The sequence below is a fragment of the uncultured Aquimarina sp. genome, from assembly GCF_947492965.1.
Lineage (GTDB): Bacteria > Bacteroidota > Bacteroidia > Flavobacteriales > Flavobacteriaceae > Aquimarina.
In genome coordinates, this window is record NZ_CANLOZ010000002.1 from 593,281 (window position 1) to 609,199 (window position 15,919).

Here is a 15,919-nt window from a genome sequence, read left to right on the forward strand (position 1 = left end):
TATGGATTCTGTAAAAAAACTATTTACACTTAAAAAAGTTGAGTCTAAACCTAAAGCTTCCAATGATAGTGAAGAAAATCAAGGAGAACAAATAAGGATAACCTATTATCAAAGCGGTTATGGTGCTTCAAAAAAAGCATCCGGAAACCCTATTATATTAAGAACTGGTCTCCACAATTTATACAATAGTTTTGAAGATCAATGCAGAAAACAACTAACAGAACAACAACGTTTAAAACAACCTTATAAAGAAGAACAAGAAAGACAAAGAACTGAATTAAAAAAAAGAGAAACAGCTATAGTTATATACGAGGAGCAAGAAAAAAACATCAATAGGGATATTGAAACTAAGAAACATGAAATGGTTGATGTAAAACAGAATCCAGATCATTTTGGTATTGACGCAGACAAAAGACCAAAAGCTCAATTTTATATTGGTCTGTTCATTTTATTACCTATTTCTATATACTTACTGGTCTTTTACATTTCAGCATCGTATTCTGCATTCTTTAAAGAATTTTCTGATGACAGTTTAACCGCGGCCATATTTGATCCCAATGCACTCACCAATGCAATAAAAGCTAGTTGGTTAGAAGGACTGTTAGTGATCACTATTCCCTTTGTTTTTATGGGGTTAGGATATGTTATTCATATGGTTCAAAAGAGAAAAGGACTAGGCAGTTATCTGAAAATTGGGATTTTATTTCTGGTAACATTTCTTTTTGATGGCTTATTAGCATATATCATTGAAAAGAAGATCTATGATTTCAACAGAACTCCAAGTTCTGAACCTTATGGTCTACCGGTTGCCCTTGAAGAAGCAGAATTTTGGATGATCATATTTGCAGGATTTGTCGTTTATATGATTTGGGGATTAGTATTCGATTTTGTCATGAAAGAATATGAGAATGTTGATAAAATAAAGGCATTTATAAGAGCTAAAAAAGAAGAGTTACAAAATCTTTTAGATAAGAAAACCGAATTACTAAGTAACATAGATAAAATAAAACATGAGATAACTTCAATTACAGGGAAAATATCAGAATTACAATCCCAAATTGATGGGTTTGTTTTTCCAGTCAAAGAGTACCTTCATTACCATTATCAATATAAAGAAGGGTGGTATCAGTCAATAAATGCTGAACTAGCACTACCCCATGATAAAAAACAGGAGTTATTGGATGAATGCGAAAAAGTATCTGCCGCTCATTTAAATGAGCATCAATTGAATCAAATGGATCATCAGCATCTATTATTTACCAAAAAACAACTATAATGAAACAATTATACACAAATTTCATAGCAATATTGATCCTTTTTTCATGTGGTAAGGAAGAACAAAAAAAAGAAATAACATCATGCTTTGACAGTAAACCAATACCTAAAGCATTTACTTCCAACAAAAATCAGAAGGAAAATCTAAACATAAGTATACTTTTAGATCTTTCGGATAGAATTGACCCTAAAAAATTTCCAAAAGAATCAATGGAATATTATGAAAGGGATGTTGAATATATACAATCTATAGCCGAAGCTTTCAACTTTCACCTAAGGATAAAAAGAATTAATCAAATGAATGACAAGATTCAACTATTCTTTGATCCTGAACCTAAATCAAAAAAGATAAGTAGTGTATCAAATAGATTGAAATTTCAAGTAGACAAGACTACTATAACCAATGAATTGCTTTGTAAAATAGATTCCGTATATCATAACTTACCTATTGGGATATACAATCAGGCAATAGCAGATAATGACTTTGTTGGATCAAATACATGGGGATTTTTTAAAAGTAAGGTAATGGATTACTGTATTGAAAATGAATTTCGGAATATTCTTATCATACTTACTGATGGCTATATTTATCATAAGGATCTTATCAAGAAGAAGGATAACTTCACCTCCTATCTAATACCACAATACATAAGATCCCAAAAATTAAATACACAAAACTGGAGTTCTAGAATTAAAGAAAAAGGTTATGGATTCATTCCTGCTACAGATGATCTATCTAATTTAGAAATCCTTGTTTTAGGACTTCACCCAGATAAACAAAATCCTTATGAAGAAGATGTAATTAGAACTTTTTGGAGCAATTGGTTGACTACAATGAAAGTAAAACGGTTTGCAATTAAAAATGCTGATTTACCTTCAGATATGGACAAAATAATTAAGGACTTTATTTTATTAAAAAGATGAAAAAACACACACTACTTTTAATCCTTTTAATAGTTTTCTCTTACCCATCTAATTCTCAAAGCATAGAAACCAAATTGTATTTGAAAGAAGAATTGGTAAAGCAACGTGAGGAACTATTAAAGCAGGTAAGAGAAATTCAACAAAGAATAGATGCTATTGATCAGGAGCTTGGAAATACTTCAAATTCTACTTCAAATAAGCAATACTTAACAAAATCCGTTAATTACAATTCAAAAAGCTCGTATTATAATTCTATTAATAGTAGTACCACTAAAAAGAAACGATATAGATTCAAACCTAATAGAAAGTATATCCGAGGTTCTAGAGGAGGATGTTATTATATCAATTCTAATGGCAATAAAACCTATGTAGATCGTAGTCTATGCAATTGATGTATAAATTTATTACTTTAATACATTGAAAAAGAAAAGCCTATGGGAAATTATTTACTAATTGTTATATCATTTATTACGCTAACCGCATTTACTGTTGTTAACAAATTACCTAAAGAGTTTGAAGCAAAAGTTATTGGTATTAAAGATGGAGATACTATCGAAGTTTTATACAATAATGAACCTATAGTCATAAGGTTGGAACATATTGACTGCCCAGAAAAAAAACAAGACTATTGGAAAAAGGCAAAACAATTCACTTCTGATTTTTGTTTTGGTAAAAAAGTAACAGTAATATCCAAAGGTCGTTATGATAGATATCGTAGACTCATAGCAGAAATCAAATACAAGGATAAAGTACTTAACAAAGAATTGGTAGCTAATGGATATGCAATTCACTTCAAAAAATATTCTACTGATATTCACTATGACACTTTAGAAATCATCGCTAAGCAAAAGAATATTGGTATTTGGTCAAAGCGTTCCAAAGATGATAACTTAGATCAGGAAAAGAAAAAAACTAAATGCGAAGTAGAAGTTTATATCTGTAATAGTACAAACAGTCTAACATATCACTATAATAAAAACTGTAGAGGTCTAAGTCGTTGCAAAGATTCTATACGCAAAATTTGCAAATACAAGGCAGAAAAACAATATGGAAGAGTATTATGTAATTATGAAAAGAATTAAGACATAAGCCTTATTACTACAAATGATTTGGAAAGGTTTTAAATCTAACTATGAGATCCACTTAAAAGTTTTAGCTCAACCGCTAATAGTTTTTCCAATATTTTACTATACCTAAAAAGTTCTTTTGGTAATTCAATTACGTGTAACTTTAACTAATAATTTACCTAATACAATAAATGTAATCCTCCTGTACTTCCTTTGTCATAAAATCCTAAATGTTGAAAAGTCCTTGAAGCAATAGTAGTCAATCCATCACTTTTTCTCACCTTACCTTCTACCGTGCCTACATATAATATTTTGCTAATATTCATAACTTCATTCGTTCTTGCTTTTCCTTTTCCAGAAAGGTTCCTATGTTTTTCTTTATCATCTTCATACACTTTATTTATCTCACTAAACATGTTTAAATCCGAAACCATTTGTTTAGCGATAGAATTTTCTTCTACTTCCTACCAATAAAGGCAATCTTTTGTTATCTCATATAATCTTGAAAAAAGCTATCCTAATATTCCTTTTTTCATTTCTTTTTTAATAGTATCAATTGCTAAAGAAAATGTATGTATCTCTAAAGGTTTGAAATCATCAGATTAGTTTTTGAATATTTGAAAAGTTATTATTTCCCTTAACACACACATCGATTATGAATTGAAAATATACCTATTATTGGGTATATGATGAAACCTTCTGTTGTTTATATTTGTTATATACAATTGTTTTTAAATCCTGTAAATACCAAAAAATATTATTATTTTAACCTATATTCTTATCTGAATATATTCCCCACTTTTAGCTTTGTTATATATCAATTTTATCATCAAAATATATTTTTACAATTACATTTAAAGCGTCTAGTATAATTACTTTAATAAACCATTTATGAAACAAAATTCATTTTTAGCATTTCTATTTTTCTCTTTATTTTTGTATGGGCAAAATATTCCTAAGATTACGACAGATAACTTGGTGTCCAATCAAACATTTAGAAAAATTTCTTTTGAAGATCTTAACTTTTTAGTAGTCGGGGATAACACTCCACAACAAGGTCTTGTTTTCGAATTAAAAGACAATAATTCAACCATTAAAGCCAGCGGTCTATTAAAAAATGACTCAAGTTTTATTGCCACAATAGATGGTGAATTCTCAGTAGATAATGGAGTATATTTTTTTGATGAAGGAAATGGCAGCAAAAACTCAAAGTTTACTGTAAACTTTTATAAACTCTTTAAACCTTCTAGAAAATTTAATGGTCTTAGAACATCTACTGGTAATAATAAAGCCAAAGCGGAACGGGTATACATTCAAAACTACCTAGCCAAACGTAAGTTACTCAGAGAAACTTTTTCTAAATATGAAAAATTAAAAGCAAAATTGCAAAGTCTTAATATAGACATTACAGATGCAATAGATACTCAAAAGAAGAAAACCACTTTAGAACAACAATATCTTGTAAAATTTGATATTGATCCTGCCTATGTCTTAACAGAAATGGATATTAAAAATAATGATGTTATTCCAAAATTAGAGATAGATCTGGGAAAGCAACTGAAACAAAAGTTAAAAAAAGACTTCAGTGCTGATCAAAAGATTGATGTTGAAAAATTGATTAATCAATTCGAATCAACTCAAAAATTCTTAAAAGATAGTTTAGAATTAAAGCTTCAAGGTTTAGAAAAAAAAATAACAAAAGATCTTTGGACTTCAAAGTCTATCTGGTTCCTCTCTGCTTCTCCTTTCTATCAAAGAGAGAATTTTACTATCTACCAACCTGATAGCACTATACAGGATTTCAGCAGGCAGTTTGGCGAAATATTTGGGGATGTATATGGGACTACTATTGGATTAAATCATTATATAAAATCTAATATAAGTTGGTGGAAGAATTGGTATGCAAAAGCTGCAATATCGGTTTCTAGAAACTCCAACCGTAGCTCATTCCGTAATAGAAATATAAGATTTACAGAAGCAACTGGAGATTCGATAAATGGTAACCCTATAACACTAGTAAGTACAAGAGATGCTTATGTTGGTGATAAAAAATATCAGTATGGGACGTCGTCAGATTTTAGTTTTGAAGCTTACTGGCTTCCGAAATATGGGAATTGGCCAATTGGTTTATTTGGATCGGTAGGCTATTCTTATACAAACTTTCCTAGTGGTGAAGATATAGAAGACATCGAAATTGGCAGGTTAAGGCTTGGACTTTTAATAAATTTAAAATCCAAAGATAAAACTAAAAATGTTTTAACCTTTCAAACCTTTTTAGACAGGAGTGACTTAAATAAAGATCCAAGAGGAGAAGATAAAGATCTTCGATTTGGTTTTAAAATAGGGCTGCCAATTAATATAAAGTCAGGTCTTTAAATTCCATAAAAACACCCCTAACCATTATTGCTAATGATTAGGGGTGTTTGGTAAATAGCGTGGGCTGTGCTTCGATCTTTCGACTCACACTTCGGCTACCACTTCGACAGCACTTCGACAAGCTCAGTATCCATCTCGAAATCCGATAAACTCACACTTCGGCTACGCTCAGTGTTCGGATTCCGAGGGCTGAGCGGAGTCGAAGCCCGGTTCTTCAGAGTTCGAGAACCTCACTCTTCTGTGGAGACTGAGGCTCTCGAAGTCTCACTACGCTGCATCCGAATTCTCATCGGTTTCGTCTGGGGTATCGTCATCGGTGCTACTACCGCCAGCAATTACGAAACGTTCTTTGAGTCTGTTATGCAACGCCTCTGCTCCCGCTACGCCACTATTAGCAGCTACGCCAAACATTTTATACGCTAATAAGGATGTGGTATAGGCTTCGGATCCTGCCAGAATATGTGTGTCATTAACCTTTTCGGTTAACTGTGCTAATTCTAATGCCAGTACCTTAAGCTCATTATACAAATCATAATCCTTCTCCACTTCATCCACACTAATAAAATTAGGAAGGATATTCCCGTTTTGGCGCATACTGTCCAAAGTATCTTCTACAAAGATCTTGTTACTACGATTGATCTTTGGAAGGGTTCTACGTTCTTCCTTTGTCAATCCTGTTAAAAATGGTAACAGCGTATTGATTTCCTCAATTCTGTTTTTTACTTCTGTGATCACTGCTGGATCTACGGTTACCGATAATCGGTTGTTTAATACATTACTCATACTTCATTTGTTTTAGTAATCTGGAAGTTTAAATATTTAGCAATTACAAAATTCACTTATCATCCTACTCTTTCATTTTCTTTGATCGCCCAAAGAAAACGAAACAAAAGAAAGGGCGCTTTTTCAAGGTATTTTTTATTCTCCTAAGGCGAATAAAAACCAGATTTGTTTTACTAAAATCTTTCCAAGGCTTCAAGATTTTTTAACGTATAACAAATCTTATACTGGTGAAAAAGATTTCAAAGCGCTGCTTTGGAACGTTCTTCTCTTGAATAATACAATCACTAACAATAAGAATCATAACTCCTTATAAATTTATCCAGATTGAGTTTAACATTCATTTGAGATGATGTATCGTCAATTACAATACCGATAATTTAAGAATTTATTGACTTTGTTGATAATTTTGTGTTAAAAACAAAACTTAACTTATTAATTACTAACTTCTTCTGTAAATCATTATATATTTCTCAATCAACAAAACTTCTACTGACAGGCTGACGTTTTGATAAATCACTATAAAACAAAGGGTTAAAAACGTATTCTTTTTAGAAACCTACATTTTAAATATTTCATTAAACGCTTTCTCAGTAGATCCTTACTGACAGCTCTGATTTGGTTTTTGAGGAATATACTGGCGTTGTGACAGGGATATGTGAAGAGATTTATGCATTCTTTTTTGCATTGCCAACCCTTCGACACGTGTCCGCCTATGGAGGAGGCTCAGGGTTCCAAGCATTCCGAGGGTTAAGGCTCTCGAAGACCATAAACTCACACTTCGGCTACGCTCAGTGTTCGGATTCCGAGGGCTGAGCGGAGTCGAAGCCCGACAGCACTTAGACACGTGTCCTCTTTGAAGAAGTATTTTCTTAAGACGAGAGTAAGAACATTATTCTTGCTTTAATTTTGGATACCAGGCATCAAGAACGGAAAAAGAGCCTTTGATATGGTATTGATAGGCATCAATATTATAAAAATCGGATAACATCCTTGGAATATCGTCTGGATACTCCACCTTATCATATCGTTGATCTGGCGTTTGTATCCAGATATCTGTATAGAAATTTTCAGGATCAAAAAATTCTAAATACACATACACCTCTTTCGTATGTTGATCTTTGAGTAATGATGCACCATCGATCAAGGCCTGTAAATATTCAGTTTTTAACGCTATAGCATCTGTTTCTTTAAATTGAAGTGTTTTGACTAATAATAAAAGTTTACTATCATTTTTCTTTACTACATAGTTGTCTAAAGAATCAGTATTCGTCTTTAGATATGTTTTCATATAATCTCTAAATTTCCCCATAGGAGAAGAACTATCATGATCCTTTACATAAGTTAATTCCTGAGTTTGTCTATAAATCAATCGCGAAACAGCTTCTTTTTCTAGCTTCTTATCTCCAGATACGAGATAATACAATGCTTTTGGATAATCCTCGAAAAGAAGATCATAATACGTACGATCTAGCTTGCTCAAATAATAAAAATAAGTGGTAAAAGTGTCCTCGCGTATGGTTTGATATTTTATAATACTATCGGTTTCTTTTGTATGATTCACTATATCATTAAAAGAAGCGTGTAAGGAAGTTATATATTCGGATAACTTCATTCTATTGTTATAGGTATTGGTAAGCTGTCGTAAAGAATCTCCATATGGAAATATTTTGTCTAATTGTGGATCCAGTACCTGATAGTGTTTTATAAACGGATCTTCTTGAATACGATCCCAAAACTGAATCACTCTAGAATGTTTTCTCGAAAAATCAGATACCGTATAATTATCATATGCTACTGTATCTCTGTTTTCTATCAATGTGATCTGTGCATAGATACTACTCCAATTACAAGCTTCGTATTTTAGTTTGGCATATTGGTAATCCCAATCTCGAATAAGTTCTTCTTTAAGCTCTTGTTGTATCTTCTTAGTCCGATTCTTTTGATCGATACTTGTTTTTATAAAATAATAACTTGTACCTAAAATGGTTAAACAACTGATTACAACGAGTACTTGAAAAGCCTTTTTTTAAATTTGAGACACTGAATAGATTTGTGATTGAAATGAGTATTCCTATTTAATAGAGTTTATTTTATAATGCCCTTTGTTATTTCCCATGACTTGTGCATCAAACTTCATTCGTTTGTCATATGAAACAATAGAGATCTTTTGAGAAGATTTGTCGGCGATAAACTTCCCTTCGATTAACTGAGCAGAAAAATTGGTGTGCTCAGCTTCTAGCGTATCAAAAGTAAGATCTCCTACACTAGCGCTTGTTACATACTTACACGTACTATCTTTTGGATTAGTTTCTACTATTTTGATCCATCCATGTGCTAAAAAAGGTGGTTGATTTTCATCTATAACCTGATGAATAAATCCATAATACTTATCTCCTATCTCTGGTAATGAAACGAACTCATCGATAGCATTTTTAGACTGTGGAGTAGTAAAAAAGGCTAGATAAAAAATAAAAATACAAGCTGCCAATACTCCAATACCTGCTATAGAAAATAAGGTCTTCCCTATCACAGAAAAATTCTTACCTGCATCCCAAACAGGATATTCTTTGATATAGGCCAATGCAGCATTTTTCATCTGGGGTGTCCAATGCTTTTTGGGTATTTCTTTTCTGTCTGTTGTCGTGTAGAATTCGATAATCGGACTTTTCTGGATATGTTGGATAAGTCCTGTTTGTATTACCTTTTTATATAAGTTTACCTCCATCAGTACTTGTGATTTATGATATGGAGATACAAATTGACTTTTTAATGTTTGATAATGTTCTAGGTGTTCTTGAATCGTAAAAATGGGCATAGCTTTGTGTGTTGTCAGTTGCTGAAATCAAAGTAACAATTTTCCTACATGAAAAACACCCCTGAAAACCACTGTTATGGTTGGAAGATTCCCCTTATTTTTTTAAATTGAATTGCCGAATATTTTTTCTTTCAATATTTCTATTTAAACAATAAAGTAAAGTATCAATAGTCCTGATCAACATTTAAAAGGTTGTTAGATATAATGAATTCTACAAAATCATCCATTGTAATTCTCATTAATACATTAATTCCTAGAAGTAAAAACAGTATGCTTTAAGGATATAACAAGCTCAACTTCCTATTGATACTGCGTATTCGTTATCCAATTAAGTACCATCGTATCTGATAATAAGGTTCCGATCACTCGATAACTGGAATTTTTTAGTGGATTTTCTGTATCTAAAGCTTCAGACATTACACCGATTTCTGGTTGGTAATAATTTGCATGTATAAACTTGATTTTCTGATCTTTTACCACAATATATCCCGTATGATCATCTAGGCCTACTAGATATAGCCCATCACCCTTTTGTAATACATAAGATTCAACTTTAGCAATAGAAGCGTTTGTAAAACGTTTTATATTATTGCCCGCTAATTTTTTGATAAATACTTCTGATGCAGATTGTGCCCATTTGTATCTTGGAATATTAAATCCCATATCTTCTAAAGTGGTGGTAATAAAATAACCACAAGCAATTTTTCCTTTTCTTGGTGTTTTGGTATGACCATTATAATCCCATGGTGTTCCATACCAAAAAGGAATTACTTTATCAATTAATGTATTGAAAATATAAGTTCGTGTTTCTGCGATAATCACTTCTTTCTCTTCTTCGGAAACTACGCTGTTATAGGCACTTTGTTTTTCTTTTTGAACTCTTTCGATTTGCTGCTTTAATGCTATATAGTCATGCTGAATCGCAAAGCCTTGGATATTGCATAATAGAATGATTAAAAGAATGTATTGCTTCATAAGAAAGAAACTTTGATGATTTTAGAATATGTAACAAAGATTATTCCTTTTTACATAATAACTAATTATATGTTGAAGTTCGTATGTATAGAAGTCGAAATGATACGATGATTTTTTAAAAAGTTATATCATTGTAATTTCCTTTAATCTATTTAGTTCTTTTCTTTTTTTCATTGCCAAAAAAAGAAACAAAAAAGTCTAGGCTTACAAAACGAACTTAAGAAAATACTACGGCATCACCAGCCACGGATGAAAAAAACTCACTACGTTCAAACAGTTTTTGATCCCAACCCCAAACGGCTGCCTTGTTTTTTAAAATTCTTTTTGATAGGCCAGTACAAAGCAATTATTATACTGAACAGAAATCACTAAGGATTCTTAAAATGAATACATTTTTAGACTAAATGGAAGTATTTATAATCCTTAGAAGGGAGATTTAGAAGGATGCAATTAAAAACATCAATCCTCTAACACCAAACGCAAGTACTTTTGGTCTGAGCATTCTTCGAAGACAGTAAACTGATTCATAGCATTGCCATAATTTTGTATCACGATTTCATCTTTGCTATAACTACCTTGTACTTCTCTTTTGGGATTATCGGCTAATAATCCTTTGAAGGTGATATATCCATCTTGGATTTTATAGGTTCCAGTGTGTTCTCGTTTGCTGGTTTTTAGATGGTACTGGTCGCCCGTTAATTTGATTTCTAATCCACAAGAAGCAGTTTCTTCTAAAACATAGGTTCTACTATACAACTGATAACTATCATAATAACGTAGTAATTGTTTGGATGTTTGTGTCGTTTCTTTTTCATCACAATCATCTTCTCCTTTCTCAAAAGATTCTATATTTTTAGTTTCTACTCGTACTTTAATATCATAAAATCCATTATACGGATTGGTATCCATTATCAGAATCTTATCTACTTTAGTAAATTCTCCGGTACATTGAACGTCCCACTCACCCCAAAAGGAATGTATTTCGAATTCATCTAAAATCTGCACCAATGTATTCTCTTCCTGAATGAATAAAGACAGGGTTTTAGAATTCATAGGATTCGGTCTGGAAGCTCCAATATAATACAGTGTAACTCCAAAAGCTCTTTTCCCTTCAGCAACCATATAGTTAGCAGTATCAATTCCTATTTCCCGAAGCTCAATAGCATCTGAGTACCAACTTTCTTTTTCGTAAAACTGTTGTTTGATCTTTGCTGTTTCGGAATCTACTACCAATACATAACTATTTAACGTAAAAACTTCCCAATCATACTCCTGACTCGCTACAGTAGGAATGACCACAATGGTACTACTGGTATCATAAGGCATTACCTTTTGCACCACAAACTCCTCATATACTTGTTTGGGTTGCACTCCCAATTGGTCTAGAATTTTAGCAATAAATGGTGTTGGTTGGAAAATATCTTCAGAATGATCAGAAGTTTCATTGGTTTCTGCAGGTTCTTCTCTACTTTCTACAGCGTCTTCTACCCTTTCTGGAATACGCTCTACAGCATCCTCTACTTTAGTGCCATCTCCTAAAACAGTAATACCTTCTTGTTTCGTTTCGGTAGGTTTAGAATTGGAATTGCAGGAAATCGTTAGAGCAAGAATTATGATCAAATATTTATGAAACATGTAGGTTTTGATTTTAGATGAATACAACATTCTCATATGCAAAAAGAATATTTTTAATTAATGTCTATTATCGCATCTTATCTGAATGTAATTCCTTCTAGGATTTATAAATTCTATAGCATCACAACCGAAAGAATTATAAAAAAAACCAAAAATAACTGATTCCTTATTTTTAAACATTTTACCTGTCCATTGATCTATACCATAATCCAAAGGTTCACCTTCTAATATCAAAGGAGTAAAAGTTCTACCTTCACTTTCTTTATACATAAAATTAGCTAATACTTTTTTAAATTGCTGATCTATTACAACTAATCGCATACGCCTATTCTCATTTTCTTGTTCTAAATCCAATAAATAATAATCTAAAGTGCTTTTGGTAAACTTAAATACATTCTTAGTAGTTTGCTTATTAATTTGAGAATTTTTCACTAATTTATTTATCAGATTAAGGGATTGTTCAACCTCTGTCTTATTCCAAATTATTGGTTCCATACTCCCTTTATGAAAAGGATTTTTGTCTCCTACAAAGACAAAAGTAACATCCCTATTATATCCATTTTCTGCAGATCTTTTAGCAATCTCAAATCCTACTATATAATCATATTGAGTTAATCCACTTCCTGATTGATATGGACTAAGCACCCCTACCAATGGTTGATCTTTAACAGGATATACAATAATCCTATCTTTAGATAAGTTATAAACGAATATTTTATGGTTTTCAGATATATTCATTTTTGTAAAAAATATATCTCTATGTTTAGCATCTAATTGATGATAATTATCATTTTCATATTTGGCATTTCCCAAGTATTTATCATCTATAATTGATGAATTATCATTCTCACTCCAAGGAAAACTATCTGTTAAAGGTATAAATTCGATTATAGTATTTGGTTTTAGCTCATATTCATATAAGGGGTAAATGGGTGAGAAATTTAAATTTTGTTTTTTTAATGAATAATTATCAAAATCATCTTTGGATAATAAATAACCATCAAAAACATATAACTTTTTTGTAGATGCTTGATTTTTTGAAGAAACTAATGCTATCTCTACCCATTCTCCACTTACTTCCAAACCTCCATCTATAACAGAAAAACTTATTCCAGTTTTGTTTATAACAGTAACTTCTTGACCAAATTTTAGCTTACTAATACGATTTCCGATCGAGGAAGGTTGATCTCTTACGATAAGACCGTTTACTGCGGCTACATAATATATATCCTGACCATAATTGACATATCCAGAAAATAAAAATATAATGCATACGATTAATTTCCTCATTTTATTTTTTTTAAAACTAATTTAGGTATTTTAGATGCTTTACCGTTAGCTTTCATTTGTTTTACATACGTCTGATAAGCCTTTTTAGCTTCTTCTTTTTCTCCTATCCCCCAATAAGCGTCTCCAAGATTAATATATGCAACGGTTCTGTTTGGAGCTTCTTTCACTATTCTTTCTAAAAGAAATATTGCTTCTTTATAAGCTTTTCCTTGTTCTAAGTAATACGCTATGTCATTATATTGTACTAATGCTTTATTAATTGCTACATTATACAATGCAATTTCTAATACAGTACTATCACCAAACAATTTCAATTTATCAAACTCTCTCGTTTTATATAAATCTTCAATAGCAATAGAATAAAGATCTATATTTTGCTCATATGCTTGGTCTTGAAAGTTCCTGAAATTTATAATTCGTGTGGTATCACTTTCGAAATCAACTGATTCGTTATATGAATAGGAAATATTATCCTGAAAAACCTTTCCAAAAAGGCTTTCTTCCTGTCTATCGCTATAAAAATGATATGCTTTCGTTATAAAAACATATTCCTCCTTGAAAACAATCCTATGCTGAAATGATTTAGATTTATAATGAATAAGATCAAATTCGTAATTGATACTTATTTCATTATGATCACTTCCACAATTACAAATGATATTTAAATCTGTAACCATTTCATTATTTGAAACATCTTCAATTAAATTGGAAGCTAAAATCTGAAATTGTTGATCATTTTTTTGTATAAGAATTGATTCATTCTTAAAATCTAGATCTATAGTGTAGGTAGTATCCTTACAGTTTTTGGTAATCTTATACTGTTTAGAATCAGCAACAGAATTCTCTGAAGAGCTATTTTGTAAATTATCGGAAACTCTCTCAGATTTATTTTCTTTACAAGAAAACAAAATGATAGTAAATACTAATAATATTCGGTATAAAAGCATTAACATCTAATCTTTAAGATCTATCAAAGTAGGTTTTAAAATATAATCCTTTTCTTTTTCGAATTTATAAACACCTTTTACAGTTTTAAAACCTTCTAAACCTTTATTAAGATTAGGGTTATCATGATTATAAATCACTAGAGAAAAGGGTAATTCTTTATTTTCATTAAAACAGGTTTCATCAAAAGTAAAGTTTTTATAAAATTCTCCTTTTCTAGTATAGATACTATCCTTTATTTTAAATTTTGTCTTTACCGCTTGCAAAACATTTTCTATTGGAACATTTTCTACTTTATCAAAAGTATATCCCTGCTGATTTAGATGGTAAAAGTTTTTTTTGCTGAGAAATCCGCTTCCTTCCCAAATTTCAAAAAAATTAATAAAAACTTCTTCATTCGTATTTATTACAAAAGGAAATGTAATCTTTCCTCCATCTTCATGTAAAAAGTTTAGTAAAGTATCTTTTTTATTGGAATACACAACCAATCTTTCCACTCCTTCTTCAATAATAGAATGATGAGCATAAATTTTTACGTTACTATTTTGCCAGATTATTTTTTCGATAGTTCGCTGTTGATAATTAGAGTAATTGATCCCCAACTATAAACCGACAATTAATAGTTGAAATTTAGTTATAATTATTTTCATACATCAATTTTGATGAACTTTATAATACTCAAAAATCTCGCTTTAAAAACTCTTTTATTTCGGAGAAACTAAAAAACAATTCTGGCTTTCCTAACACATTGGTTATTCTAGTATCAAAAGGAAAATCATAATCTAATTCAATACCATGCTTTCCATTTTTATTTATTAACAAAAAAGAGTAATCCTTCAAAGATTCATTAGATAGTTTATAATCTGATTCTGAACTCAAATCTTTGAGTTCATTTCTTTCTTCATATTCATTTTCATCAATTATCTCCAAAATATCTAAGCTTAGCTAAAAAGCTTAAAATTAAAGAGTATTTTGCTTACAATTAAAAGGATTTATTCGAACAAGAAGGGAACTTTTAATTCTCTTAATGATTGTAATTTTTTAGGAGTAAAATTGATTGTATTTGATTTAATAATCGGATTTTCTTTTTCATCATCGTCCTCACTAAATGATTCCTTTGTTATCAAAGTAATTCCTTTAATATAATCAGTATTTTCTTCTTCTGATTCCATTGTAGCTCGATGAAAATTTAAATTTGAATATCTTATTAGTTTAAATAGTCCTTCATTATATTTAAAAGTATATGATTCATTATTTACATACCAACTCCCTGCATTATAAAATTCTTGAAATTTAAACGTTAGTTCGCCATTACTAACTTCAAGATTTTGGAAAGGTTCTTCCATTGTCGGGTTATTATTTACAACAACAAAAGTGTCATGTTGTAGTTGTTTTTCAAAGCATCCGTTTTTATCTTTAAAATAAATTCCAAGTATTTTAGGGTTGACATCTAACGAATCAGATCCTATTTCGCTATTAGCTATAATATTATTAACATCTTCTTTTTTAATTACAAAAACTAAGTCATCTATTCCATCATCATTTAAATCACCATTCTTATCCATTGCTATAATGGTCCAGTTTTCTGGAATTAAAGATTCTATCTTTTTATTCTTTTGTTTAAGTATAATAGATTGCTTTTGACCAAATGCACCTCCAATTATACCCAAAGATATGACTACTAAAAATATCTTTTTCATTCCTTTATTCCTTCTGATTTTAAGCCTATTGGTTTTTCTTTACGTTGCCTTATTATTATGACCTGTAAGAGATAATATGGTTTTTAATACTAATAAAAATATTTTATCAATTGTTTTTATAGTGATTAGGGAGT

Annotated in this window: 16 protein-coding genes; 5 read left to right on the top strand and 11 right to left on the bottom strand. The window is 30.7% G+C overall.

Annotated elements, in window-relative coordinates:
• The first annotated feature begins 1 nt into the window (after position 1).
• The 4 genes from Q1B37_RS07065 to Q1B37_RS07080 are packed head-to-tail and all read left to right on the top strand — an operon-like array spanning position 2 to position 3,281.
• Positions 2–1,276: an ABC transporter permease gene (locus Q1B37_RS07065; RefSeq protein WP_299897170.1), complete on the top strand. Its 1,275-nt coding sequence runs from the start codon at positions 2–4 to the stop codon at positions 1,274–1,276.
• Positions 1,276–2,199 (top strand): hypothetical protein, encoded by a 924-nt coding sequence (locus Q1B37_RS07070; protein WP_299897172.1) that lies wholly within the window; start codon positions 1,276–1,278, stop codon positions 2,197–2,199. Before Q1B37_RS07065 ends, Q1B37_RS07070 begins: the two co-directional genes overlap by 1 nt.
• Positions 2,196–2,591 carry a hypothetical protein gene (locus Q1B37_RS07075; protein ID WP_299897174.1) on the top strand — a complete coding sequence of 132 codons (396 nt, stop codon included), beginning with the start codon at positions 2,196–2,198 and terminating at the stop codon, positions 2,589–2,591. Before Q1B37_RS07070 ends, Q1B37_RS07075 begins: the two co-directional genes overlap by 4 nt.
• A gap of 42 nt (positions 2,592–2,633) precedes the next feature.
• The gene (locus tag Q1B37_RS07080; RefSeq protein WP_299897177.1) at positions 2,634–3,281 is read left to right on the top strand and encodes a thermonuclease family protein; all 648 of its coding nucleotides are present in this window, start codon (positions 2,634–2,636) and stop codon (positions 3,279–3,281) included.
• Between the two features lie 164 nt (positions 3,282–3,445).
• On the opposite strand, the gene Q1B37_RS07085 is transcribed toward Q1B37_RS07080, so the two are convergent.
• Positions 3,446–3,700 (bottom strand): hypothetical protein, encoded by a 255-nt coding sequence (locus tag Q1B37_RS07085; RefSeq protein WP_299897180.1) that lies wholly within the window; start codon positions 3,698–3,700, stop codon positions 3,446–3,448.
• Positions 3,701–4,157: 457 nt separating this feature from the next.
• On the opposite strand from Q1B37_RS07085, the gene Q1B37_RS07090 reads away from it, so the two are divergent.
• The gene (locus Q1B37_RS07090; RefSeq protein WP_299897183.1) at positions 4,158–5,642 is read left to right on the top strand and encodes a hypothetical protein; all 1,485 of its coding nucleotides are present in this window, start codon (positions 4,158–4,160) and stop codon (positions 5,640–5,642) included.
• Between the two features lie 267 nt (positions 5,643–5,909).
• Here the strand turns inward: Q1B37_RS07090 and Q1B37_RS07095 are convergent, their stop codons facing one another.
• The 10 genes from Q1B37_RS07095 to Q1B37_RS07140 all read right to left on the bottom strand — a co-directional run bounded on the left by Q1B37_RS07095 (position 5,910) and on the right by Q1B37_RS07140 (position 15,785).
• Positions 5,910–6,425: a hypothetical protein gene (locus tag Q1B37_RS07095; RefSeq protein ID WP_299897186.1), complete on the bottom strand. Its 516-nt coding sequence runs from the start codon at positions 6,423–6,425 to the stop codon at positions 5,910–5,912.
• An 889-nt stretch (positions 6,426–7,314) separates the two neighbouring features.
• Positions 7,315–8,241 (bottom strand): hypothetical protein, encoded by a 927-nt coding sequence (locus tag Q1B37_RS07100; protein WP_299897189.1) that lies wholly within the window; start codon positions 8,239–8,241, stop codon positions 7,315–7,317.
• Between the two features lie 255 nt (positions 8,242–8,496).
• Positions 8,497–9,240: a hypothetical protein gene (locus tag Q1B37_RS07105; protein WP_299897191.1), complete on the bottom strand. Its 744-nt coding sequence runs from the start codon at positions 9,238–9,240 to the stop codon at positions 8,497–8,499.
• A gap of 300 nt (positions 9,241–9,540) precedes the next feature.
• Positions 9,541–10,215, bottom strand: coding sequence for a hypothetical protein (locus Q1B37_RS07110; RefSeq protein WP_299897194.1), 675 nt, complete (start codon positions 10,213–10,215; stop codon positions 9,541–9,543).
• 459 nt (positions 10,216–10,674) lie between these two features.
• Entirely contained in the window at positions 10,675–11,850 is a 1,176-nt protein-coding gene (locus Q1B37_RS07115) for a hypothetical protein (protein ID WP_299897196.1), read from the bottom strand.
• Between the two features lie 57 nt (positions 11,851–11,907).
• Positions 11,908–13,140 carry an SH3 domain-containing protein gene (locus Q1B37_RS07120; protein WP_299897199.1) on the bottom strand — a complete coding sequence of 411 codons (1,233 nt, stop codon included), beginning with the start codon at positions 13,138–13,140 and terminating at the stop codon, positions 11,908–11,910.
• Positions 13,137–14,087: a tetratricopeptide repeat protein gene (locus Q1B37_RS07125; protein WP_299897201.1), complete on the bottom strand. Its 951-nt coding sequence runs from the start codon at positions 14,085–14,087 to the stop codon at positions 13,137–13,139. The genes Q1B37_RS07120 and Q1B37_RS07125 overlap by 4 nt, the downstream gene beginning before the upstream one ends.
• Before the next feature lie 6 nt (positions 14,088–14,093).
• Positions 14,094–14,687, bottom strand: coding sequence for a hypothetical protein (locus Q1B37_RS07130; RefSeq protein ID WP_299897205.1), 594 nt, complete (start codon positions 14,685–14,687; stop codon positions 14,094–14,096).
• Between the two features lie 76 nt (positions 14,688–14,763).
• The gene (locus tag Q1B37_RS07135) at positions 14,764–15,015 is read right to left on the bottom strand and encodes a hypothetical protein (RefSeq protein WP_299897208.1); all 252 of its coding nucleotides are present in this window, start codon (positions 15,013–15,015) and stop codon (positions 14,764–14,766) included.
• Positions 15,016–15,077: 62 nt separating this feature from the next.
• Positions 15,078–15,785 (bottom strand): hypothetical protein, encoded by a 708-nt coding sequence (locus tag Q1B37_RS07140; protein WP_299897209.1) that lies wholly within the window; start codon positions 15,783–15,785, stop codon positions 15,078–15,080.
• Positions 15,786–15,919 lie beyond the last annotated feature (134 nt).

What these genes read in the sequence shown, in the direction of transcription:
- Q1B37_RS07110 (WP_299897194.1), bottom strand. Translation starts at nt 10,215, where the DNA reads ATGAAGCAATACATTCTTTTAATCATTCTATTATGCAATATCCAAGGC.
- Q1B37_RS07080 (WP_299897177.1), top strand. Translation starts at nt 2,634, where the DNA reads ATGGGAAATTATTTACTAATTGTTATATCATTTATTACGCTAACCGCA.
- Q1B37_RS07065 (WP_299897170.1), top strand. Translation starts at nt 2, where the DNA reads ATGGATTCTGTAAAAAAACTATTTACACTTAAAAAAGTTGAGTCTAAA.
- Q1B37_RS07085 (WP_299897180.1), bottom strand. Translation starts at nt 3,700, where the DNA reads ATGGTTTCGGATTTAAACATGTTTAGTGAGATAAATAAAGTGTATGAA.
- Q1B37_RS07125 (WP_299897201.1), bottom strand. Translation starts at nt 14,087, where the DNA reads ATGCTTTTATACCGAATATTATTAGTATTTACTATCATTTTGTTTTCT.
- Q1B37_RS07105 (WP_299897191.1), bottom strand. Translation starts at nt 9,240, where the DNA reads ATGCCCATTTTTACGATTCAAGAACACCTAGAACATTATCAAACATTA.
- Q1B37_RS07115 (WP_299897196.1), bottom strand. Translation starts at nt 11,850, where the DNA reads ATGTTTCATAAATATTTGATCATAATTCTTGCTCTAACGATTTCCTGC.
- Q1B37_RS07140 (WP_299897209.1), bottom strand. Translation starts at nt 15,785, where the DNA reads ATGAAAAAGATATTTTTAGTAGTCATATCTTTGGGTATAATTGGAGGT.
- Q1B37_RS07075 (WP_299897174.1), top strand. Translation starts at nt 2,196, where the DNA reads ATGAAAAAACACACACTACTTTTAATCCTTTTAATAGTTTTCTCTTAC.
- Q1B37_RS07120 (WP_299897199.1), bottom strand. Translation starts at nt 13,140, where the DNA reads ATGAGGAAATTAATCGTATGCATTATATTTTTATTTTCTGGATATGTC.
- Q1B37_RS07095 (WP_299897186.1), bottom strand. Translation starts at nt 6,425, where the DNA reads ATGAGTAATGTATTAAACAACCGATTATCGGTAACCGTAGATCCAGCA.
- Q1B37_RS07090 (WP_299897183.1), top strand. Translation starts at nt 4,158, where the DNA reads ATGAAACAAAATTCATTTTTAGCATTTCTATTTTTCTCTTTATTTTTG.
- Q1B37_RS07070 (WP_299897172.1), top strand. Translation starts at nt 1,276, where the DNA reads ATGAAACAATTATACACAAATTTCATAGCAATATTGATCCTTTTTTCA.